Below are 21,355 nucleotides of genomic sequence, written 5' to 3' on the forward strand. Positions count from 1 at the left end.
GCGTTAGTGCAGGTCAGGGGCCAGTTTCGGAATCTCCGAGCTGGTCCCTGACTCGTTGGTGCCCGGGCGGCACGATTCGCGATGCGTCGGTGGCGAACGGCCCGAGACCCGCGGGGTCGAGGAGCGAGCCGAAGCGCTGCATGTTGTGGGAGTGCGCCAGCTGGTGGAGCCCGAACGCGGTCTGGAGCGCGGTCCACTGGCCCTGGGCGTCGAGTGCCTGGTTGACGGCCTGCTTGGCGAGTTTCAGGCCCATGGACGGTTTGGATGCGATCGCGCGAGCCAGGTCGAGAGTGAACTCGTCGAGTTCGGGCCGGGGGACGACGTGGTTCACCATGCCGAGGCGGTGGGCCTCGTCGGCGGTGACAGCGGCGCCGGTGAACAGCATTTCCTTGGCCTTGCGGGGCCCCAGCTCCCAGGGGTGGGCGAAGTACTCGACGCCACCGACTCCGAACGCGACCACCGGATCGGAGAACTGAGCGTTGTCGGCCGCCACCACCAGGTCGCAGACCCAGACCAGCATGAGGGCGCCGGCGATCGCCTTGCCCTGCACCGACGCGATGGTCGGCTTCGGGAAGTTGCGCCACCGCCGGCACAGTCCGAGATAGATCTCCTCCTCGACGGCCATCCAGCCCTCGGCGCCGGGAAGCTCGAACCCACCCCAGCAGCTCACCGGCTCGAACGGCGTCATCGGCGAACCCGCGTCGCGCAGGTCGTGGCCGGAGGAGAAGTGGGGCCCGTCGGCCGCGAGCACGACCACCTTCACGTCGTCGTCCGCGCCCGCCTCGTCGAAGGCGTCGTTCAACGCATAGAGCATGGCCTTGTCCTGCGCGTTGCGGGTCTCGGGGCGGTCGAGGACGATGCGGACCACACCGTCCTTGAGGTCCTCGTAGCGAACGCCGTCGCGTGCGGTGTCCATGACTAGAGGTGAGCCACGCGCGGCATGACCTCGTTCGCCATCAACTCCATCGACCGGAACCAGGGGCCGGGGTCATCGAGGTAGTCGTAGCCGAGCTGCAGCAGCGTTCCGAAGCCCCCGGTGGTGGCCGCCAGCCGCTCGATCCGAGACACGACCGTGTCCGGAGTCCCGACCAGCCAGCAGTTCCGCGCGAGGTAGTCGCCGTTGACATCCTCATCGGGTACGTCCGGGTCGTGCTTGACCAGCGAGATCATCCCGAAGGACCGAAGGACCGGCAGGACGTACTCGTCGGCCATCCGACCCATGCTCGCGGCCGCCCAGCCGATAGCTTCCTCATCGGTGTCGGCGACGAAGACGTCCCGCACGACCCGCCAGTCGGATCGCTGTGCGACCCGACCGGCCTCGGTCGCTCCCGCTTCGACCATGGGCCAGTGGCCGGCCACGTAGGCGTCACCGAGGTTGAGGCTGAGCGGCATGAAGCCACGCTGCCCGCAGACCCGCAGGGTGTCGGACTTGGGGCTCAGCGCGGCGATCCCGATCGGGGGGTGCGGCGTCTGGAACGGGCGGATGTGTGACTGCATCAGCCCGTCCAGCATCGGCTCCGGGCGGGTCACGGTCCAGAAATCCCCCTTGAACACGAAGGGGTCCGGGTCGGTCCAGAACTTGAGGAGAATGTCGAGGGCCTCCCACATCATCTTCCGGTTCACCCCGGCCATGCCGTCCACCTGGAACAGCGCCCAGTCGGACGGGATCCCGCCCGCGCCGACACCGAGCATGAGACGGCCCTGCGCGAGGTGATCGAGGTAGGCGACGCGATGGGCCAGCTCGGCCGGATGGTGGTACGGCAGCAGGTGCGCTCCGGGCGCCAGGACGATCCGGCTCGTCTCCATCAGTGCCTGAGCGATCATCAGATCGGGGGCCGGGCACGGCTCCCAGGCCACCGTGAAGTGTTCGCCGACCCAGGCCTCGGTGTAGCCGAGTTCGTCGGCCCGGCGGATGACGTCGAGATCCCAGCGCGTCCCGTCGGCCAACGGCCGCTCCGGCGGGTGCGACGGCATGAGGAACATCCCGAGTTTCATGACTATCTCCCGGCTCGTTCGAAATTCAGGACAGGCAGGCGCTGGTGCCACCGTCGATGACGAAGGTGGTTCCGGTGGTCAGGCTCGCGTCGTCGGAGGCGAGGAAGGCGATCGTTCCGGTGACGTCGGACGGTTGACCCATCCGGCCCTGCATCCGCTCGATCATCGGTATTGACGCACCGTCAGCTCCGAGCATCTGGTCGAACACGCTCATTGCCCGGCGCTGCATCGGGGTGTCGATGAACGCCGGGCAGACGACGTTCACCCGGATGCTGGCCGCCCGAAGCTCGATGGAGGCGGTCTTCGTCACCATGATGACGCCGGCCTTGGAGGCGCAGTAGGCGGTGAGACCCGGAAAGCCCACCACTCCGGCGAGTGAGGACATGTTGATGATGCTGCCGCCCCCGGTCATGGCGGCGGCGGCGTACTTGGTGCCGAGCCAGGTGCCCAGCAGATTGATGCGGAGCACCCGTTCGAAGTCGGCTTCGAGCATCTCCGTCACCGCGGCGAAGTGCTCGACCCCGGCGATGTTGACCATCACGTCGAGCTTCCCGAAGCGGGTCACCGCCGCGGTCACGGCCTGCTCGACGTCGTCGGCCGACGAGACGTCTGCCCCCTGGGCGTCGGCGGTGCCGCCGGCGGCCGTGATCTCGTCCACCGTGGCGAGTGCACCTTTGTCGTCGATGTCGACGCAGAAGACCTTCGCCCCGTCGGCGGCCAGGCGGTGGGCCGTCTCCCGGCCGATCCCGCCGGCGGCCCCGGTCACGACGGCGACCTTGTTCCGCAAGCTCTCGTAAGGCATGTCCGAACCTCCCTCGATCCTCGGCCAACCATCGGGGCCCGAGCGGTCGCTGTCATTGGCTCGGTCGGTGCATTGCGCTGATGCCGCTTGTCCCGATGGGAGCGGGGTCGGAACCGCGCGGTGCGTGATGCGTCGATCGGGCTTTGGGCCGACGCGACAAACGCCGCCGGCGATTACTCCCGAACAGGCAAAAGACGGGCCCGCGCGCAGGTGGTAGCAATTCGAACGACGGCCGGACGAGGACCGTCAACCGTCGATCTGGGAGGAACTTTGACAACCAACGAGCAGGTCGTCCGAGGCTTCTGTGAGGCCTGGCTGCGCCGCGATCTCGACGAGATTCTCTCCTACGTGACCGACGACATGATCTACCACAACATCCCGGTCCCGGTGGTCGAGGGACGGGAGAACGTCGCCCTGGTGTTCAAGTACTTCCTGGAGCTGATGCCCCACATCGACCTGGAGATCACCAACCTCATGGTCGAGGGCAACAAGGTATTCACCGAGCGGATCGACCGGATGACCGCCGTCGCGGGCGGGCACACCGACCTTCCGGTGGGCGGCTACTTCGAGATTCGCGACGGGAAGATCGCCGTGATGCACGAGTACTTCAACCTGGCCACGTTCGAGGACGAGGTCGGGTTCAAGCTCACCGGCTGATCCGCGGATCTCGGGGCGGAGGGGCGGTCCGTGTGTGGTCCATGGGCCGTCCCGTCCGTATCATCGGGGACAACAGATGGGATCCTCGACGTGGTACGTGATCTGACCCGCAGTCACCCGAGGTGCAAGGACGAACTCGACCGCCTTGCCAAGATTCTGGTCTCCGACCTCGACCGGGTCTCGGCGGCCGTCGTCACCCGCGTGCTGACCGAGATCCCCGAACTCGGGAGCCCCGACAGCGAGACGTCGTGGGAGACCACGATGGCCAGCGGGATCGGCAACATCGGCGCCCTGATGTCGATGATGACCTACGGCGTCCCGGCCAACGCCGGGATCGAGCCGCCCGAGGGCGCGCTCGAGTTCTTCCGGGCGATGATCGGCCGGGGTGCGGACATCACCGCCATCCTGCGTGCCTACCGGATCGGCCACGCCGAACTGTGGAACCAGTGGATGCGGGTCGTCTCGGAGGGGATCGAGAACCTCGAGGACCTGCCCGAGATTCTGACGGTGTCGTCAGCCCACATGTTCAGCTACATGGACTCGGTCTGTGAGCGGCTCGTGGCGGAGTACGAGCCCGAGCGTCGCCGTCAGCTCACCAGCGCCGCCGCGCAACGAGTGGCCACCGCCCAGGCGATCGTCGCCGGTGAGGACGTCGACGTCGACTCCGCCGGCGCGCGGCTCAACTATCGGCTCCGTCGTCACCATGTCGCCCTCGTCCTGTGGCCCGCGTCCCGGCGCGTCGAAGCTCAAGGCACCGAGGGCCTGGAGCGCTACGCCTTCGCACTCGCCGAGGAACTCGGGACAGAGTGCCCGCTGCTCGTTCCCGCCTCGCGAGGTTGTGTGTGGGCCTGGCTCGGCGCAGCCGATGCCCGCCGGCTGGCCCCGGTGATCGCCGCCGAGCCGCCGCCCGCCGGTGTGGCCGTGGCCGCGGGCGCCGTCGGTCACGGGCTCGAGGGCTTCCGGGAGAGCCACCGTCAGGCCGTCGAGGCCCGCCGTGTGTGCGGGCTGCGGGAACGCCCTCCGACCGATGTCGTTCACTACCGCTCGGTCTCCCTTCTCGCCGCCCTGTGCACCGATCCCGCGTCCGCGCAACGATTCCTGGTGTCGGAACTCGGCGAGCTGAACGGCCCCGACGAGGCCACCCGACGGCTGCGGACGACGCTGGGCACGTTCCTGGAGGTCGGCAGCAGCCACGCCCGGGCGGCCCGCGTACTCGGCATCCATCAGAAGACGGTCGCCTATCGCGTGCACCGGGCCGAGGACCTGCTGGGCTACCGCATCACCGACCGGCGGGCCCCGCTGGAGGCGGCGCTGCTGCTGTCGGCGTTCCTGGAGGGATGACGGACCTCGGCGCACGTCACCGACCGGTGAAGTCCGGGCGGCGCCGGGCGAGGAACGCCGCGAACCCCTCACGTCCGTCCGCGGACGCGAACAGCGCGGTGGAGGCCCGGCGCTCCGCGACGATGCCGTCGGCGAGGTTCATGGTGGCGGTCGACGCCAGGAGTTCCTTCGCCGCGGCGTGCACCAGCGGTGCCCCGGCGGCGAGTTCGTCCGCCAGAACGGCGACGTCGGTGAGCAGGGCGTCCTCGGCGACGATGCGGTTGACCAACCCGAGCGCGAGGGCGCGTTCGGCCTCGATCAGGTTGCCGAGCATGAGCAGCTCCGCCACGACGCCGGGCGGCACGAGGCGCGGGAGACGCTGCGTACCGCCGGCGCCCGGCAGGACGCCGAGCTTCGCCTCGGGGAGGCCCAGGCGCGACCCCGGCGCGGCGACCCGGACGTCGCAGGCCAGAGCGAGTTCGAGACCGCCGCCGAGCGCGAGGCCGTGGATTGCGGCCACCACGGGCAGGCGGCTGGCGGCCAGCCGATCGAGCGCCGCCGCGAACACGGTGATGAAGGTTTCGAACTCGGAGGCATCGGCGAAGCCGCCGAGCTCTGCGATGTCGGCGCCGGCGCAGAACCCCCGTCCCGCGCCGGAGATGACCAGCGCCCGGACGGTCGGGTCCGGTTCGATCTCGTCGAGGTGCGCCACCAGGTCGGCGCAGGTGCCGGTACCGATCGCGTTGAGCTGGTCGGCACCCTCGAGCCGGATCCAGGCGACGGCGCCCTTGCGGGTCAGCGATGTCGTGGTGGCCATCGCTACCCGGCCATCGTCAGGCCGCCGCTGACCGACAGCGTCTGGCCGGTGATGAAGGATGCGCCGGGTCCGGCGAAGAAGGCCACAGCCGGGGCGACGTCCTCCGGGGCGCCGATGCGCCTCATGGGAACGGCCTTCGCAAGGGCGTCGTACATCTTCTGGTTGTGATCGGCCACCTGTTGCAGCAGCGCTGTGTCGGTCGGTCCGGGGCAGACGGTGTTGACGGTGATCCCCTTGGACGCGACCTCGCGGGCGAGCGCCTTGCCGAACGCGATGATGGCCCCCTTGGTACCGGAGTAGACGACCTCGCCCGAGGAGCCGACCCGTCCGGCGTCGGAGCCGATGTTGATGATGCGCCCGAAACCCTGCTCGAGCATCGCGTCGAGGACGGCGCGCGTGACGATCACGGTGCCGAGGTAGTTGACGTCGACGATCGTCCGCCACGTGGCCTCGGTGGAGTCGACGAAGCGCTCGATCTTGTCGATGCCGGCGTTGTTCACCAGGATCCCGATGGGGCCCAGCTCGCGCGTGGCGCGGGCCACGAGGTCGGCGACGGCGGTGCTGTCGGAGATGTCGGCGGAGTAGGCGCCGTGACCGTCGCCGAGGTCCTTTGCCGTTGCCGCGGCGGCCTCGCCGTCGAGGTCGCACACGGCGACCGTGGCCCCCGCCGCCGCGAGAGCGCGGCAGACGGCTCGGCCGATCCCGCCGGCGCCACCGGTCACCAGGGCCACCCGGCCGCTGAGGTCACCCATGGCTCAGGCCCCCGCCGTCGCCGTGGCGAACACGGGCGCACGCTTCTCGAGGTGCGCCGCCAGGCCCTCGCGCACCTCCGGCCCGCCGAAGCCGAGGAACTCCAGGCCCAGTGACGCCTCGAAGGCCGGCCCCAGCATGCGGTACCAGTGGTTGAGGCTGTGCTTCGTCCACCGGATGGCGGTTGGTGCACCCTCCGCGAGCTGCGTCGCGATGCGCGTCGCCGTCTCGACGACCACGTCGTCGTCGACGCACTTCGAGACCAGGCCGATGCGCTCGGCCTCCTCGCCGCGCAGGGGTTCACAGGTCAACAGGTAGTACTTCGCCTTGGCCATGCCGGCGAGCAACGGCCAGCAGATCGCAGCGTGATCACCGGCGGCGACCCCCAAGCGCGTGTGCCCGTCGATGATCCGGGCCGTCCGTCCGACCACCGAGATGTCGGCGAGCACCGCCACGACCAGACCCGCGCCCACCGCCGGGCCGCACACGGCGGAGACGATCGGCTTGGAGCAGTTGAGAACGTTGAAGACCAGGTCGCGGGCCTCGCGCATGATTCGCATCCGGCTGGCGTAGTCGTTGATCATGTTGTCCAGCAGCTCGAAGTTCCCGCCCGACGAGAACGCCGTACCGGCGCCACGAACCACGACGGCGCGGACGTCGTCGTCACTTTCGACAGCCGGCCAGACGTCGGCGAGGTCGCGGTGCATCTGGGGCCCGACGGAGTTGAGTCCCGGCGCCTCGAGCACGATCTCCAGCACCCCCGCCTCGCTGCGGGAGAACTGCAGACTGGGGAACTCGGAGTACCAGTGCGACATGTGGCTGCCTTTCGCTGAGCGTGCTGAAGAAGGGGCCGGCTCAGGACCGGGCGGCCCGGACCATCTGGCCGGCGATGACCAGTTGCTGGATCTGAGAGGTGCCCTCGTAGATGCGGAACAGCCGTGCGTCGCGGTACAGCCGCTCCACCGCGACACCGCGCATGTATCCGGCCCCGCCGTGGATCTGGACCGCGCGGTCGGCGACCCGGCCGACCGCCTCGCTCGCGAAGTACTTGCTCGCCGCCGGGCCGAGCTTCACGTCGACGCCGTCGTCGAAACGGCGTGCTGTGTCGAGCACCAGCGCTCGCGCCGCCATCGTGTCGGTCTGGGAGTCGGCCAGCATCGCCTGCACCAGTTGGAACTCGGCGATGGCCTTGCCGCCCTGCTGCCGAGCCAGGGCGTAGCTCAACGACTCGTTCACGAGTCGCTCGGCCATGCCGACGCAGAGAGCCGCGATGTGCAACCGGCCGTGCGCCAAAGCGCGCATCGCCGTGACGTAGCCGGCCCCTCCTCGCCCCCGATCATCGCCTCGTGGGGCACTCGGACGTCGTCGAGCATCACGTCGGCACACCACGCGCCGGCCTGGCCCATCTTGCGGTCCTTCGGGCCGATGCTCACTCCGGGCGTGAGCCGCGGCACCAGGAAGACCGAGACGCTACGACTCGGCGGGCCCGTGGGCGAGGTCCGCGCGAAAACCAGAATCACGTCGGCCACCGGCGCGTTGGTGATGTAACGCTTGGAGCCGTTGATCACCCAGGAGTCGCCGTCGCGCACGGCGCGGGTGGTGAGACTGCCGGGGTCCGACCCCGCTTCGGGCTCGGTGAGGCCGAAGGAGGCAACCCACTCGCCGCTCGCGAGCCTGGGCAGGTAGGTCTCCCGCTGCGCCGGCGTCCCACCTTCGAGCAGCGTGTGGCCGGCAATGCCGTTGTTGGTGCCGAACAGTGACCGGAACGCCGGCGTCGTCCAGCCGAGCTCCATGACGAGTTGAGCCTCTTCGTGCATCGACAGCCCGAGGCCGCCGTACTGCGTCGGGATGGCGAACCCGTACAGCCCCATCCGCTTGGCCGCTTCCACGACCTCGGCCGGGATCTCGTCCTTCTCGTCGATGCTCTCCTCCAGGGGAACGACCTCCTGGCGGACGAAGCGCCGCACTTCCTTCAGCACTGCGCGCAGTTCATCGGCTTCCACGGTCGTCTCCTGTCTGGTCGTTCCCGTCGGGGGCCGGCCCCACCACACCTGCCGCCACCAGGGCGGCGATCTCGGCGTCACTTCGGCCGAGCCCCCGCAGGATCGCGACGGTGTGGCTGCCGACGTCAGGGATCGGATCCATGCGGTGGGTCCACCCCGTCGCGACGGGAGGGGGCAGCAGGGACCGGATCGGGCCGACGGGCGAGTCCACCGCGCGCCAGCGGTCGCGTGCCTCGTGCTGAGCGTGGACGAGGAGCTCCTCCGGATAGTTCACCCGGCCGCAGGCGATCCCCGCCGCGTCGAGCAGCTTCACCGCCTGATCCAGCGTCAGCTCGCGCAGCACGTTGGCGCAGACCTCGGTGACCTCGCCGCGATGAGCCGTGCGTGCCGAGCTGGTGGCGAACCGTGGGTCGGCGACCAGGTCCGGTCGCCCCAGCACCTGGGTCGCCAGGCGTGACCACTCCCGGTCGTTCTGGACCGCCACCACGACCTGGCGGCCGTCGACGGTCGGGAAGGCCTCGTACGGCGAGAGCGAGGGGTGACTGACCCCGTTGGGAACGTGCCGGCGACCGCTGCCCTGCGTGAAGTAGATGCTGTAACCCATCCACTCGGAGATCGCGTCGAAGAGGCTGACCGAAATGGCCCGGCCCTCGCCGGTCCGCTCGCGTTGGTAGAGCGCGGCGAGGATGCTGCTGAACGCGTAGATACCGGCGCTGAGGTCGGCGATCGGGATGCCCGGCTTGGCGGGACGGTCCGCCCAGCCGGTCGTCGCGATCGAAGCGCTCTCGGCCTGCACTACCAGGTCGTACGCGCGCCGCTCGCCGTACGGACCACCTTCGCCGTAGCCCGAGACGTCGCACGCGATCAAGGAGGGATACCGCTCCACGAGTTGCGCCGCCGAGAGGCCGAGCTTCGCCGCACCGCCCGGCGCCAGGTTCTGCACCACGACGTCGGCGCCGGCGATCAGGTCCTCAAGAATCGCCCGCCCCTCGGTCGCCGCGAAGTCCAGCGCCAGCGACTCCTTGTTGCGGTTGATCCAAACGAAGTGAGAGCCCATTCCGGCCACCTCGTCGTCGTAGTCGCGCGCGAAGTCGCCGCCGCCCACCCGTTCCACCTTGATCACGCGGGCACCGAGGTCACCGAGGTGGCGCGTCGCGAACGGCGCGCTCACCGCCTGCTCGATGGCGACGACGACGATGCCGTCGAGGGGACCGGAACGGCCCTCGTCACATGTCAAAACCGCCGCCGCAGAGCAACGTCTGCCCGCTGACGTAGTCGGATTCCGGGAGGCAGAGGAGGTAGACCGCGCCCGCAGCCTCCTCCGGTGTGCCGCCGCGACCCAGCGGGATCATCTGCTCCAGTGCGGAGACGAGGGCGGGACTCATCCCGACCGCGATCTCGCGTCCGTCGACGTCGATCGTGGCGCCGTCGGTCGCCGCGGCGGTGAGGCGGGTCTTGATGAAACCGAACGCCACGGTGTTGACCGTAACGTTGTACCGGCCCCATTCCTTGGCCATGGTCTTCGTCAGCCCGAGGACACCGGCCTTGGCCGCCGAGTAGTTCGCCTGGCAGGCGTTGCCTCCCGTACCCGCGAGCGAGGAGATGTTGACGACCTTGCGGCAGCGGACCGGGTCCCCGGCGGCCTTCTCCGCCTTCGCGGCCGCCGCGATCACGGGCTGCGCCGCGCGCAGGATGCGGAACGGCGCCTTGAGGTGCACGTCGAGGATCGCGTCCCACTGCTCGTCGGTCATCTTCTGGATGACCGAGTCCCAGGTGTAGCCGGCGTTGTTGACCAGAATGTCGACGCCGCCGAACTCGTCCACCGCGGTCGAGACGAACCGCTCGGCGAAGCCGTCGGTGGTGACGCTCCCGGCACAGGCCACCGCTCGGCCGCCCGCCTCTTCGATCGCGGCGACCGTCTCCTTGGCGGGCGCGTCGTCGAGGTCGTTGACGACCACGGCGGCGCCGTCCGCAGCCAGCTTGAGCGCGATCTCGCGGCCGATGCCGCGGCCAGAACCGGTGACCAGGGCGACCCGGCCGTCCAACTTGCCCATGGGAATCTCCAGAAGAAGTGAGGGATAATCAGGCGAGCGCGACGACAGCGCTGCCCGCGAGGGTCGTCGTGCCGTCGGGGAGAGCGGCGATCAGCTCAAGAGTCGCGCGGCGTTCTCCGTCGACCTCTTCGATGGCGACCACTTTCGCCGTGCAGGTCGGCTCGGCCTCCACGGGAGTGATCGCGGCGAACCGCACTCCGTAGGAACGGAGTCGTTCCTGCGGTGCGATGTCGGTGAGCAGCCGGGCCAGGTAGGCCATCGAGAGCATGCCGTGGGCGAAGACGTCGTCCATGCCGGCTGACTTCGCGATCAGGTGATCCAGGTGGATCGGGTTGGTGTCCCCGGAGGCACCGGCGAACAGGGCCAGGGTCGTGCGGGAGATCGGGGGGATGCGCAGGGCCGGCAACTCGGTGCCGACGCTCGCGTCGTCGAGAACGGTCATGCCGCCACCTCCGGGTGCCGAACGACGAGCGTGAGGGTCAGGTCGGCGACCAGCGAGCCGGACTCGTCGGTGACCGCGGTCTTCTTCACGACGAACTCCAGGGCGCCGCCGCGCTTGGTGTAGACCTCGGCGATGGTCGAGGTCGCGGTCAGGCGCTCGCCCGCGTACGCCATGCGGTGGTAGGAGAAGTCCTGCCCGCCGTGCAGCACGTATCGCAGGTCGATGCCGAGATCGAGTCCCCATTGAAAGGCGTTCGGCAGCTCCTGCTCGATCGCGAACAGGAAGGTCGGGGGGACCGGCAGGTCCCGATGACCGGCGTTCTTCGCTGCGTCCAGGTCGGAGTAGACCGGGTCGAGCTGGCCGGTCGCGCGTGCGAACGCGACCAAGCGGCCCCGTTCGATGTCCATGCTCACTGGTTCGAGGACCGTCCCGATTGCGGCCGGATCGACACCCATTACGCCACCTTCTGGTAGAGGGTCACGACCGCGGCACCGCCGAGGCCGATGTTGTGTTGGAGCGCGTGCTCGAGGTCGTCGACCTGACGTCGACCGGCTTCTCCGCGCAGTTGCCAGACCAGCTCGGCACACTGAGCGAGCCCCGTCGCGCCGAGGGGGTGGCCCTTGGACAGCAGCCCGCCGGACGGATTGGTGACGACTCTTCCGCCGTAGGTGTTGTCACCCTCGAGAATGAACTTCTCCGCGGTGCCCTCGGGCGTCAGGCGGAGGGCTTCGTAGGTGAGGAGTTCATTGACCGTGAAGCAGTCGTGCAGTTCGACGACTCGGATGTCCTCGGGGGAGACCCCGGCCTTCTCGTAGACCTGATCAGCGGCCTTGCGAGCCATGTCGTAGCCGGCCAGCCGCATCATGTCGGTGGAGAAGCTGGACGGCAGATCTGTGGTCATCGACTGGGCCGCGATCGTCACGTCTGCACGCACGCCGTGCCGTGCCGCGAACGCCGGCGAGCACAGGACCGCCGCGGCCGCGCCGCAGGTCGGCGGGCAGCAGTGCAGACGGGTCAGTGGCCCGTACATGTGCGGAGCGTTCATGACGTCATCCACGGTGATCGGGTCGCGGAAGACCGAGTACGGGTTGTGGGCGGCGTGGGCCCGGGCCTTGACGGCAATCCGGGCGAGGGTGTCGTCGGCCAGGCCGTACTTCTCGCGGTAGGCCTCGCCGGCGCCGCCGAAGTACTTGAGCGCCATCGGCGCATCGCTCGGCGGGCGCAGTCGGTCCGTGGTCTCGTCGAAGCGGCCGAGCGGGCTCGGTCGGTCGTCCCAGTGGGACGTGAGGGCACCTCGCTGCATCTGTTCGAACCCCAGCGCGAGCACGCATTCGGCGGCGCCGGACTCGACGGCCTGGCGGGCCAACCAGAGCGCGGACGAGCCCGTGGCGCAGTTGTTGTTGACGTTCACCACGGGGATCCCGGTCAGCCCGACGTCGTAGAGCGCGTGCTGACCGCAGGTGGAGTCGCCGTACACGTAGCCGACGTAGGCCTGCTGGATCGCGGTGTAGTCCAGGCCGGCGTCGGCAAGGGCGGATCGGACCGCCTTCCCGGCCATCACGGGGTAACTCTCGACTCTGCTGGGCGTGGCGAAGGGGACCATTCCCACTCCGGAAACGCGCGCTCCGTCAGACAATCTCGGCCTCCGGTACTAGCGGTGATTCAGTTACAGTGCCACACTAACTGAATCTTGACTAGTAGCGATCTGGTTGTGGCTCGGAGGGAAGAGGACGGATGAAGACGAAGGCAGCGGTGCTCTGGGGGCTGGGTCAGAAGTGGGAGGTGGAGGAGGTCGAGCTCGACCCACCGAAGCGCGGTGAGGTGCTCGTTCGACTCGCAGCCAGCGGGTTGTGCCACTCCGACGAGCACCTGGTCACCGGTGACATCCCGATTCAGTTCCCGGTGCTCGGGGGGCACGAGGGAGCGGGAGTCGTGGTCGAGGTCGGAGAGGGAGTCGTCGAGGTCGAGGTCGGCGATCACGTGGTGCTGAGTTTCCTGCCGACCTGCGGTCGGTGCTCGTACTGCGCGCGAGGGATGACGAATCTCTGCGACCAAGGCGCCTCAGTCCTGCTGGGCCCGCAGCTCGACGGCACCTACCGGTTCCACGCGCGCGGCCAGGACGTCGGGCAGATGTGTCTGCTCGGAACCTTCACCGAGCACACCGTCGTCCCGGTCGGTTCCGTCGTCAAGATCGACAAGGACATCCCGCTGGTCAATGCTGCCCTTGTCGGTTGTGGCGTGACGACGGGCTTCGGCACCATGGTGCGGACCGGTGAGGTCAAACCTGGGGACACCGTCGTGGTGGCGGGGATCGGTGGCATCGGGATCAACGCGGTGCAGGGCGCCCGCATCGGCGGCGCGCGGCACATCGTCGCGATCGACCCGGTGGAGCTCAAACGGGAGAAAGCACAGGAGTTCGGCGCGACTCACGTCGCCGCCAGCATCGACGACGCGTGGCCCGTCGTGGCGGAACTGACGCGAGGGCAGCTTGCGGACGTCTGCGTCCTCACCATGGATGTCGCCGAGGGCGACGTCATCGCGCCCGCACTCGCCCTCGTCGGCAAGCGGGGCAAGGTCGTCGTCACCGCCATCGGGAACCCGGCCCAGATGGACGTGAAGACCAACCTCTTCGAGCTGACGTTGTACGAGAAGCAGATCCGGGGTTCGCTGTTCGGCTCCTCGAACGCGCAGCACGACGTTCCGCGGCTCCTGGAGATGTACCGGAGTGGGGTGCTCAAGCTCGACGAGCTGATCACCACGACCTACTCGCTGGACGAGGTCAATCAGGGCTACGACGACATGAAGTCGGGCCGTAACCTCCGCGGCGTCATTGTTTTCTGATCCGCACCTTCGGTGATTGGCGGTCACAATGAACATCACGCAGCATCTGCAGCGCAATGCCCGGCACTCCCCGGACTGCGAGTCGACGATCTGTGGTGATCGGGTGCGGAACTGGGCCGAGACGCGAGAACGCGTCGCCCGTCTGGCGGGCGCACTGCGTTCGCTCGGCATCGGGTCGGGTGACCGGGTTGCGATCCTGTCGCTGAACTCCGACCGTTACGTCGAGTACCTGTTCGCGGTGCCCTGGGCCGACGCGGTCATCACTCCCGTCAACATCCGCTGGAGTCCGGCGGAGATCGCCTACTCCTTGGTCGATTCCGGGACCGGCACGTTGTTCGTCGACGACGCCTTCGCCCCGATGGTTCCGGCGTTGCGCGAGCAGGTGCCGGGACTGCGCACCGTGGTGCACTGCGGTGACGGGCCGACTCCGGAGGGCGCGCTGGACTACGAACGGCTGATCGTCGAGCACGGCCCCGTCGAAGACGCTCGTCGGGCGGGGGACCAGCTGGCCGGGATCTTCTACACCGGCGGAACGACCGGGCATCCCAAGGGGGTGATGTTGTCGCACGCCAACCTGGTGATCTCCGCGATGGCGGCTGCCGCGGCCGGTGAGTTCCTCACTCCGGGCGGTCGCACCCTCCACGCCGCGCCGATGTTCCATCTCGCCGACCTGTTCACCGTGCTGATCCGCAACATCCTCGGCGGCACCCACGTCACCGTGCCGTTCTTCGAGCCGGCTGCCGTTGCGCAGACGGTCGAGAAACACCAGGTGACCGACGTGCTGCTCGTGCCGACGATGATCCAGATGCTGCTCGACGCGCCCGGCGCCGCCGAGGCCGACCTCAGCAGCCTGCAGCGTCTGATCTACGGTGCCTCACCGATCAGTGACTCCTTGCTCTCCCGCGCCCAGGCGGCGCTGCCCGGTGTCCGATTCACCCAGGCGTACGGAATGACGGAGCTGGCTCCGTTGGCCACCTACCTGTGCGCCGAGGATCATGCCGATCCGGTGTTGCGCCGCTCCGCCGGTCGGGCCGGCCCGAACGTCGAGGTCCGGGTCGTCGACGCCGAGGACCAGGAGGTGGCGCCGGGCGTCGTGGGCGAGGTCGTGGTGCGGGGCGGCAATGTGATGCTCGGCTACTGGAACCGCCCCGCGGAGACGTCTGACGCGCTCCGCGGGGGCTGGATGCACACCGGAGACGGTGGGTACCTAAATGATCGCGGTTTCGTGTTCCTCGTCGACCGACTCAAGGACATGATCGTCAGCGGCGGAGAGAATGTGTATTCCGCCGAGGTGGAGAACGCTTTGGCGACACATCCCGCGGTGGCTCAGTGCGCCGTGATCGGGGTGCCGGACCCGGAGCTGGGGGAGCGGGTTCACGCCGTCGTGGTTCTGGTCCCCGGTGCGACCGCCACCCAGGAGGAGCTGCGGGCGCACTGCAAGGCACTCATCGCCGGCTACAAGGCTCCGCGCACCAGCGAGTTCGTCGATGCCATGCCGCTCTCCGGTGCAGGCAAGATTCTCAAGCGTGAGCTGCGGGCGAAGCACTGGCCCGAGGCAGGACGTGCCATCGGTTGAGTGGCGAGCAGTGTCCGATAATGACCGGGTCCGGGGCCGAGCGAAGGGAGGTGTCGTATGGCGTCGCCCTCGGCGGGAGCGACTGCTCCTGATCGCAACACCAGGCCGCGCAATCGACGCGAGCTCCTGCGCACGGCAGCGGCCGAGTTGTTTGCCCAGCACGGTTACGCCAATGTGTCGATGGCCGACGTTGCCGCGGCGGTGAACGTCGGTACGTCGGCGGTCTACCATCACTATTCCGGCAAGGCCGAACTGTTGTACGACGCGATCGACGGTTCCTTGGAACGTGCGGCGTCCAGTCTGCCCTCGACTCCGGTGGGGGAGCTGTCGGAGGCCGCCGGCATCCTGGCCGCGCTGATTCTCGACGACCGCGCGCTCGGGGTGCTGTGGCAACGGGAGTCCGGCAACCTGGGAAGCGCCGAACGAGCCCGCCTGGGGAAGAAGTTTCTGCACCTCAACACGTGGCTGGTCAACGAGCTCCGAGCCTTCCGGCCTGAACTGCCTGCCCATCAGATGGAGCTGCTCGCCGTGTGCGCGTTGCAGGCGATGACCAGTGTGGCCTTCCATCACCTGTCCCTGCCCCGTCGCCAGTACGAACGTCTCCTCGCCGACCTGGCAACCCGGGTGATGTCGATGGATCCGCCGCCCGCCGGCCCCAAGGCACGACCGCGGCGGGCCGCACCGGTCACAAGGGTGGACGAGATCATCGACGCCGGGATCAAGCTGTTCGCCCGGAAGGGCTATGCCGACACGAGCATCGACGACATCGGTGCCGCCGTCGGCATCGCCGGTCCGACCATCTACAACCACTTCGCGAGCAAGCACGACATCCTCGTCGCGGCGCTGCTCCGCGGGCACGACCAACTGCAGGAGATTCTGCGGGCGGCGCGCGCCGAGGGCGTCGGTCCGGGGAACGTTCTACGCCGGCTCAGCGACGCCTATGTCGACCTGGCGTTGGATCAGACCGATCTGATCGGGGTGTTGAGCAGCGAGTCGGTGCACCTCGGTGACGAGGCGGCCAGCCGCCGGGTTCATGAGATCCAGCGTGCTTACATCCAGGACTGGGTGGCAATCGCTCGGGCCCACAATTCCACCGACTCGCCGACGGTGGCCCGGATTAAGGTGCAGGCAGCGCAGATGATGGCCAACGACGTCGCCCGCGCCTCCCGGCTGCGCCGAGTCCCCAATCTACGCACCACAGTCCGCGAAGCTGCCTGGCTCGTGCAGCAGTAGGGAGCGCATCGATGGGTACCGGCTCGGAAATGTGCTGCAGTAGGTTGCCGCGATGAGCGAGTCGCAGACCGACGCGCAGATCGCGCAGGCTGTCGAGGCCGTCCGGATCCTGGGCCGGGACGGCTCCGAACCAGGTGAACTCATCGACGTCCTCATCGAGGAGTTGCAGCAGCGATTGCCCGCGCTCGACTCGGACCTCAGCGCGGCGTTCTCCGCCCTCGTCTCCATGTACTCACTGCAGGTCGAGCGGTCCGCGGCGGAACAACAGCGACGCAGCGAGACTCTCGCGCGGCTGCACGACGCGATGATCGCGTTGCGCCCGTTCGACTCTCCGCAGGAGCTGCTCGAACGCTCGACCATGGAGGCGTGTCACGCCTGTGGGTTCGACCGGGCCGTGCTGCTCCGCGTCGAGGGCTCGACGCTGGTTCCCGAGAGCGTCTACATCGAAGGCGACCCGACTCGCGCAGCCGAGCTGCTCGCGGCGAGCCGGGCAGCCCCCATGCCGCTCCAGATGGGAATCAACGAGACGGAGGCGCTGCGCCGCCGTCGCCCGCTGATGGTGCGGGACACCGCCAAGGACCCCGGCGTGCCGGAGATGGCCTTCGTCTACGGGACCACGAGTTACGTCGCGGCGCCGATCATCCCGGAGGGCCGGGTGATCGGATTTCTGCATGCCGACTACTGCCACCACACGAGCCGGGTGGTCGACGAGTTCGATCGCGACGCCCTCTTCGCGTTCGCCGAGGGTTTCGGCTTCGCCTACGAGCGGGCGACGTTGCTGCACCGTCTCCGGGCGCAGGGCGCCGAGGTCCGAAGGCTGCTCTCCTCCGCCGAAGCGGTGGTTCGATCCCACGCCGAGGCGGAGTTGGAGCTGGTTCGCATGGGAGATGCCGGCCTTGCCTCGGCCCGCTCCACCGCCGGACTGATCGCCGCGCCCACGTCCCTCCAGGAAGTGCTTACCCGCCGCGAGTGCGAGGTGCTCCGCCTGCTCTCCGCCGGGCACAGTAACAGCACCATCGCCGAGCAGTTGGTCGTCTCGGAAGCGACGGTGAAGTCGCATGTGCAGCGGATTCTGCGGCGGTTGAACGTGCGCAATCGGATCGAGGCCGCGGCGGTCTACCACGGTCTGACCGGCGAGCGGAACGTGCGCGCGGCGCCCTAACGCCAGGCCGACTCGGGGGTCCAGGTCGCCGGCAGACGCTTGATGCCGTTGCTGAAGTTCCCGATGAGGAAGTCCGGCTCGGAGGCGTGGATGTCCGGGATGCGGGTGTAGACCTCGCTGAGCAGTGACTTCAGCGTGGTCCGGGCCAACGCGGCACCCAAACAGTAGTGCGGACCGCCACCGCCGAAGGTGATGTGCGGATTCGGGCTGCGCTCGATGTCGAACCGGAAGGGGTCCTCGAAGACGTCCTCGTCCCGGTTGCCGGAGCAGTACCAGAGGACGACGTTGTCACCGGCCTTGATCTCCTGCCCACGGACGACGGTGTCCTGGGTCGCGGTGCGGCGCATGTGGTTCAGCGGGTGGGAGCAACGCAGGATCTCCTCGACGGCACCGTCGATGCGTCCGGGAACGTCCTCCACCAGGAGCTTGCGCTGGTCGGGATTCTGGGAGAAGAGGTGGATCGCCTGGGCGCTGGCATGGCGGGTGGTGTCGTTGGCGGCGACGCCTACCATGACGAGAAACGCGCCGATCTCGTCGTCGGTCATCCGCTTGCCGTCGAACTCGGCGAGCGCCAACCACGTCATCAGGTCGTTGCCCGGATTCGCCCGGCGCTGAGGAACGATCTCCGCGGCGGTCTGGTGAATCTCCGTCATCGCTTCGGCGAGGATCTCCAGCCCGGTCTTGTCACCGCAGGTCTCGGGGTCGGTGAACGCCAGCAGGCGCTGACACGCCTCTACCGTCCGATCGCCCATCTCGCCGTCGGGCATGCCGAACATGCTGCGGAAGATGCGCGCCGGCAGCACCTTGGAGACGAGGACGGCGAAGTCCCCTTCGCCGAGGTCGGCGATCTCGTCGATCAGGTCCCGGGCGTGGCCCTGGATCCATCCCTCCAGGGTGCGCATGTTCTTGGGCTTGAACGCGTCCATCGTGATTCCGCGTAGCTGGGTGTGGCGCGGCGCGTCCATCGCGATGAACGACTGCACCAACTCCGTCAGCTCCGGGGCGAAGCTCTCCATGATGACGCCGTCGGCGGACGAGAAGACCTCCGCGTTGCGACTCGCCGCCCGAATATCCTCGTGCTTGGTCAGGGACCAGAACCCCTTCGTGTTGAGTTCCGGAGGGAGCAGGTCCGACTCGACCGGGCGGCTCCACGGGACGGGGTTCTCCCGGCGCAGCACAGTGAACGCAGCGTCCCGTTCGGCGGCCGGCAAGGCCCAGAAGCTACGCGCGCTCAGATCAATTTCCCCGTGGGTGGTCAGGAGAGCCGGGGCGGTTGTGGTCATGGTGGTCCTTTCGCGCACGAGGCGGACAGGCAAGAGGGGAGTCAGTCCACGATCTCGAGTGCGCCCATCGGGCACATGGAGACCGCGCGTTGCACGGCGGGCCGCAGGCCCTCGGCGGGTTCGGGATCCAGGAGGATCACCTTGAGCGACGTCTCGTCGACGTCGAAGACCGTCGGGGCGGCCAGCAGACACTGGGCGTGGCCGGCACACCGGGCCCGGTCCGCCTCGACCCGCAGGTGACCTGTCAGAGCGTCTCTCGTCGACACGCACGCCTCCGTTGGCGTTGGGCGATTGGCGGTGGGTGGATCGGAGGAGAACCCTCCGTCCGCGCCACGATCCCCCATCGCATGCGACCGGAGAATCCGTCGGTGTGATGAAAAGCGACCCCCGGTTGGCGGGTCGCGTGTCTCTTCCCCGTGTCGTCACGTACTCGCCGTCAGGCGTCCCGACGCTGACGTCAGCCGGCGACGCCAACGGCAGGGGATGAGCACAGTCCGTCCAAAGGATGAGGATTTGCCCCATCGAGACGGATGATTTGCGTCACACCCGGCCCTAATACTTAGCGTGTTCGCAGGTCGGGCGGGTGTTGACCCTCGTCTCGCCTTCCGCGCCCGCTCAGGAGGCCCCACGTCGTCGCCTCCGCTGGCCCGCGCCCCGGTCCCGGACTTCCGTCGTCCTTCAAGAGATGAGCTGAGCGATGACCGCCCCTCCTCCACACCACATGCGCAGCACCAACGGCCTCAAGCGGGAGGCGTAGATGGCTACCCGAGGCTTGGCGCGATCGCTGATCGCCCTCACGGCGAGCGTCGCCCTTCTCGCCGGATGCGGTGGTTCTGCCATCGACACCGCGGCGGACCCAGGCCTGCCCATGGCGGACACCTCCACCACGGGCACCGATGTCGCCGCAGGTACCGACACCGCGGCCGTCCCCGAAGCGGCGGGAGAGGACACGACCACGCCGGGCTCGGCCACGACACCGGGCGACGCGCCGGCGAGCGCTGCGACGGCCGACAAGACGGTTGCCTCCACGACAGGCAAGGCGCCTGGGGCCGGGGCCGCAGCCGCGGCTGGGTCGAGCGGAGCGGGGTCCGCCGCGGGGAAGACCGCCACGATGTCCGCGGTCGAGAAGCTCGTGGCCACCGCCCCGATCTTCGGCGGCAACGGACCGTGCAAGCCCGCGACGCTCTCGCCGGTCGCCATCGGCAACGTCAGCACGCTGTCCGGAGTCATCGGAGAACTGATGAGCCCGGTCCGCTCCGGGCTCGAAACCTTCGTTGCCTCTCAGAACGCCTGCGGCGGTTTGAACGGGCACCGGATCGAGTTGTTCATCGGCGACGACCAGGGTGACCCCGCGACCGCGTCGGCGAGGGTTCAGGAACTGATCCAGACGAAGAAGATCATGGCCTTCGTCGGTCACATCCAGGTGCTGACGGTCGACGCGATCGTGCCGATCATCAACAAGTACAAGATCCCCGTCATCGGTTCGGACCTGACCAGCAACACGTGGTTCACGAACCCCCTGATGTTCCCGATGGGGTCGGGCATCCAGTCGACGGCCTACGGCTACATCAAGGCGGCGGTCGACTACTTCAAGGTGAAGAACATCGGCCAGCTGTGGTGTCTCGAAGTGCCCCGCGCCTGCGAGCAGCACGACCGGGCCTTCAAGGAACTCGCACCGATGCTGGGTGCAACGGTGAAGAAGACGATCCAGGTCTCGATCACGGCGCCGTCGTACGTCCAGGAATGCCTGGCGATGAAGAACGCCGGCGTCGAGGCGATCGGTCTGACGTTCGATGCTGCTTCGCAGCACCGCGTGGCCCGCTCGTGCGCCCAGGTGGGCTTCTTCCCGAAGGTCATGCCGTATCCGCTCGGTGTCGGCAACGAGAAGCAGTTCCTGCAGGGCAACAAGTGGTTGGGCAACGCCTACGTCTCGATGAACCACTTCCCGTGGTTCATGAACGACACCCCCGCGCTGAAGTACTGGCACGCGTCGATCAACAAGTTCAACCCTGGCTTCACCAACGGCGGCGCCGCGGTGATGGGTTGGTCCAGCGGTGCGCTGCTCGTCGCGGCGTCGGCGGGGCTGTCGGCGGAGAACCCGACGACGCAGCAGCTGCTGGACACGCTCTGGACCTTCAAGGGCCAGAAGTGGACCACGTTGGGCGGACTCACGCCGCCGCTGACCTTCGTCAAGAACGGGAACCCGCGGGTCCCGTACTGCCTGTGGACGGGGATCTCGAACGCCGACAACACCGGCTGGGCGAGTGGCACCTCGAAGCCCACCTGCACCGATCTGATCGCCCCGAGCGACCCGCAGTACAAGAAGTAATTCGCTCGGCAACAGCCGTGGGTCTCGGTCTTGAGCTGGGGAACCGAGACCCACGGCGCCGTCTGCCCGTCCCACAACAGTCGCGCTAGCT

Annotated in this window: 20 protein-coding genes and 1 pseudogene; 7 read left to right on the plus strand and 14 right to left on the minus strand. The window is 68.3% G+C overall.

The window, feature by feature from the left end; translation table 11 throughout:
- Positions 1-13 precede the first annotated feature (13 nt).
- Genes ABD401_RS01015 through ABD401_RS01025 form a run of 3 tightly spaced genes read right to left on the minus strand, consistent with a single transcriptional unit; the run spans position 14 to position 2,797 of the window.
- Positions 14-916 (minus strand): enoyl-CoA hydratase, encoded by a 903-nt coding sequence (locus ABD401_RS01015; RefSeq protein ID WP_344600638.1) that lies wholly within the window; start codon positions 914-916, stop codon positions 14-16.
- A gap of 2 nt (positions 917-918) precedes the next feature.
- Entirely contained in the window at positions 919-1,995 is a 1,077-nt protein-coding gene (locus ABD401_RS01020) for an LLM class flavin-dependent oxidoreductase (RefSeq protein WP_344600640.1), read from the minus strand.
- Between the two features lie 25 nt (positions 1,996-2,020).
- On the minus strand, positions 2,021-2,797 hold the full coding sequence (locus ABD401_RS01025; protein WP_344600642.1) for an SDR family NAD(P)-dependent oxidoreductase: 777 nt from the start codon (positions 2,795-2,797) through the stop codon (positions 2,021-2,023).
- 270 nt (positions 2,798-3,067) lie between these two features.
- Here ABD401_RS01025 and ABD401_RS01030 point away from each other — a divergent pair, with 270 nt between their 5' ends.
- Together ABD401_RS01030 and ABD401_RS01035 are read left to right on the plus strand one after the other, a co-directional pair.
- Positions 3,068-3,454: a nuclear transport factor 2 family protein gene (locus ABD401_RS01030; RefSeq protein ID WP_344600644.1), complete on the plus strand. Its 387-nt coding sequence runs from the start codon at positions 3,068-3,070 to the stop codon at positions 3,452-3,454.
- A gap of 90 nt (positions 3,455-3,544) precedes the next feature.
- Entirely contained in the window at positions 3,545-4,795 is a 1,251-nt protein-coding gene (locus ABD401_RS01035) for a PucR family transcriptional regulator (RefSeq protein WP_344600646.1), read from the plus strand.
- A gap of 16 nt (positions 4,796-4,811) precedes the next feature.
- On the opposite strand, the gene ABD401_RS01040 is transcribed toward ABD401_RS01035, so the two are convergent.
- The 9 genes and pseudogenes from ABD401_RS01040 to ABD401_RS01080 all read right to left on the minus strand — a co-directional run bounded on the left by ABD401_RS01040 (position 4,812) and on the right by ABD401_RS01080 (position 12,476).
- Positions 4,812-5,591, minus strand: a complete 780-nt coding sequence (locus ABD401_RS01040) for an enoyl-CoA hydratase/isomerase family protein (protein ID WP_344600648.1) — start codon at positions 5,589-5,591, stop codon at positions 4,812-4,814.
- Between the two features lie 2 nt (positions 5,592-5,593).
- Positions 5,594-6,343: an SDR family NAD(P)-dependent oxidoreductase gene (locus ABD401_RS01045; protein ID WP_344600650.1), complete on the minus strand. Its 750-nt coding sequence runs from the start codon at positions 6,341-6,343 to the stop codon at positions 5,594-5,596.
- 3 nt (positions 6,344-6,346) lie between these two features.
- The gene (locus ABD401_RS01050; RefSeq protein ID WP_344600652.1) at positions 6,347-7,156 is read right to left on the minus strand and encodes an enoyl-CoA hydratase/isomerase family protein; all 810 of its coding nucleotides are present in this window, start codon (positions 7,154-7,156) and stop codon (positions 6,347-6,349) included.
- A gap of 40 nt (positions 7,157-7,196) precedes the next feature.
- Positions 7,197-8,344: pseudogene (locus ABD401_RS01055) on the minus strand (acyl-CoA dehydrogenase family protein).
- Positions 8,331-9,581 carry a CaiB/BaiF CoA transferase family protein gene (locus tag ABD401_RS01060; RefSeq protein ID WP_344600654.1) on the minus strand — a complete coding sequence of 417 codons (1,251 nt, stop codon included), beginning with the start codon at positions 9,579-9,581 and terminating at the stop codon, positions 8,331-8,333. Before ABD401_RS01060 ends, ABD401_RS01055 begins: the two are co-directional and overlap by 14 nt.
- Positions 9,571-10,398, minus strand: coding sequence for an SDR family NAD(P)-dependent oxidoreductase (locus ABD401_RS01065; RefSeq protein ID WP_344600656.1), 828 nt, complete (start codon positions 10,396-10,398; stop codon positions 9,571-9,573). The genes ABD401_RS01060 and ABD401_RS01065 overlap by 11 nt, the downstream gene beginning before the upstream one ends.
- Before the next feature lie 28 nt (positions 10,399-10,426).
- Positions 10,427-10,840 carry a MaoC/PaaZ C-terminal domain-containing protein gene (locus tag ABD401_RS01070; protein ID WP_344600658.1) on the minus strand — a complete coding sequence of 138 codons (414 nt, stop codon included), beginning with the start codon at positions 10,838-10,840 and terminating at the stop codon, positions 10,427-10,429.
- Positions 10,837-11,295 (minus strand): MaoC family dehydratase N-terminal domain-containing protein, encoded by a 459-nt coding sequence (locus ABD401_RS01075; RefSeq protein ID WP_344600660.1) that lies wholly within the window; start codon positions 11,293-11,295, stop codon positions 10,837-10,839. Before ABD401_RS01075 ends, ABD401_RS01070 begins: the two co-directional genes overlap by 4 nt.
- Entirely contained in the window at positions 11,295-12,476 is a 1,182-nt protein-coding gene (locus ABD401_RS01080; RefSeq protein ID WP_344600662.1) for a lipid-transfer protein, read from the minus strand. Before ABD401_RS01080 ends, ABD401_RS01075 begins: the two co-directional genes overlap by 1 nt.
- 98 nt (positions 12,477-12,574) lie before the next feature.
- Here ABD401_RS01080 and ABD401_RS01085 point away from each other — a divergent pair, with 98 nt between their 5' ends.
- The 4 genes from ABD401_RS01085 to ABD401_RS01100 are packed head-to-tail and all read left to right on the plus strand — an operon-like array spanning position 12,575 to position 17,652.
- The gene (locus tag ABD401_RS01085) at positions 12,575-13,681 is read left to right on the plus strand and encodes an NDMA-dependent alcohol dehydrogenase (RefSeq protein WP_344600664.1); all 1,107 of its coding nucleotides are present in this window, start codon (positions 12,575-12,577) and stop codon (positions 13,679-13,681) included.
- 28 nt (positions 13,682-13,709) lie between these two features.
- On the plus strand, positions 13,710-15,257 hold the full coding sequence (locus tag ABD401_RS01090; protein ID WP_344600737.1) for a long-chain-fatty-acid--CoA ligase: 1,548 nt from the start codon (positions 13,710-13,712) through the stop codon (positions 15,255-15,257).
- 57 nt (positions 15,258-15,314) lie between these two features.
- Positions 15,315-16,490, plus strand: coding sequence for a TetR/AcrR family transcriptional regulator (locus ABD401_RS01095; RefSeq protein ID WP_344600666.1), 1,176 nt, complete (start codon positions 15,315-15,317; stop codon positions 16,488-16,490).
- Positions 16,491-16,542: 52 nt separating this feature from the next.
- Entirely contained in the window at positions 16,543-17,652 is a 1,110-nt protein-coding gene (locus ABD401_RS01100) for a LuxR C-terminal-related transcriptional regulator (protein ID WP_344600668.1), read from the plus strand.
- On the opposite strand, the gene ABD401_RS01105 is transcribed toward ABD401_RS01100, so the two are convergent.
- Positions 17,649-18,935 carry a cytochrome P450 gene (locus ABD401_RS01105; protein WP_344600670.1) on the minus strand — a complete coding sequence of 429 codons (1,287 nt, stop codon included), beginning with the start codon at positions 18,933-18,935 and terminating at the stop codon, positions 17,649-17,651. The two genes, ABD401_RS01100 and ABD401_RS01105, sit on opposite strands and share 4 nt — an antisense overlap.
- 41 nt (positions 18,936-18,976) lie before the next feature.
- Positions 18,977-19,201, minus strand: a complete 225-nt coding sequence (locus tag ABD401_RS01110; protein WP_344600672.1) for a ferredoxin — start codon at positions 19,199-19,201, stop codon at positions 18,977-18,979.
- 491 nt (positions 19,202-19,692) lie between these two features.
- Here ABD401_RS01110 and ABD401_RS01115 point away from each other — a divergent pair, with 491 nt between their 5' ends.
- Entirely contained in the window at positions 19,693-21,264 is a 1,572-nt protein-coding gene (locus tag ABD401_RS01115; RefSeq protein ID WP_344600674.1) for an ABC transporter substrate-binding protein, read from the plus strand.
- Positions 21,265-21,355: the final 91 nt, after the last annotated feature.

The organism is Sporichthya brevicatena (assembly GCF_039525035.1).
Taxonomy (GTDB): Bacteria; Actinomycetota; Actinomycetes; order Sporichthyales; family Sporichthyaceae; genus Sporichthya; species Sporichthya brevicatena.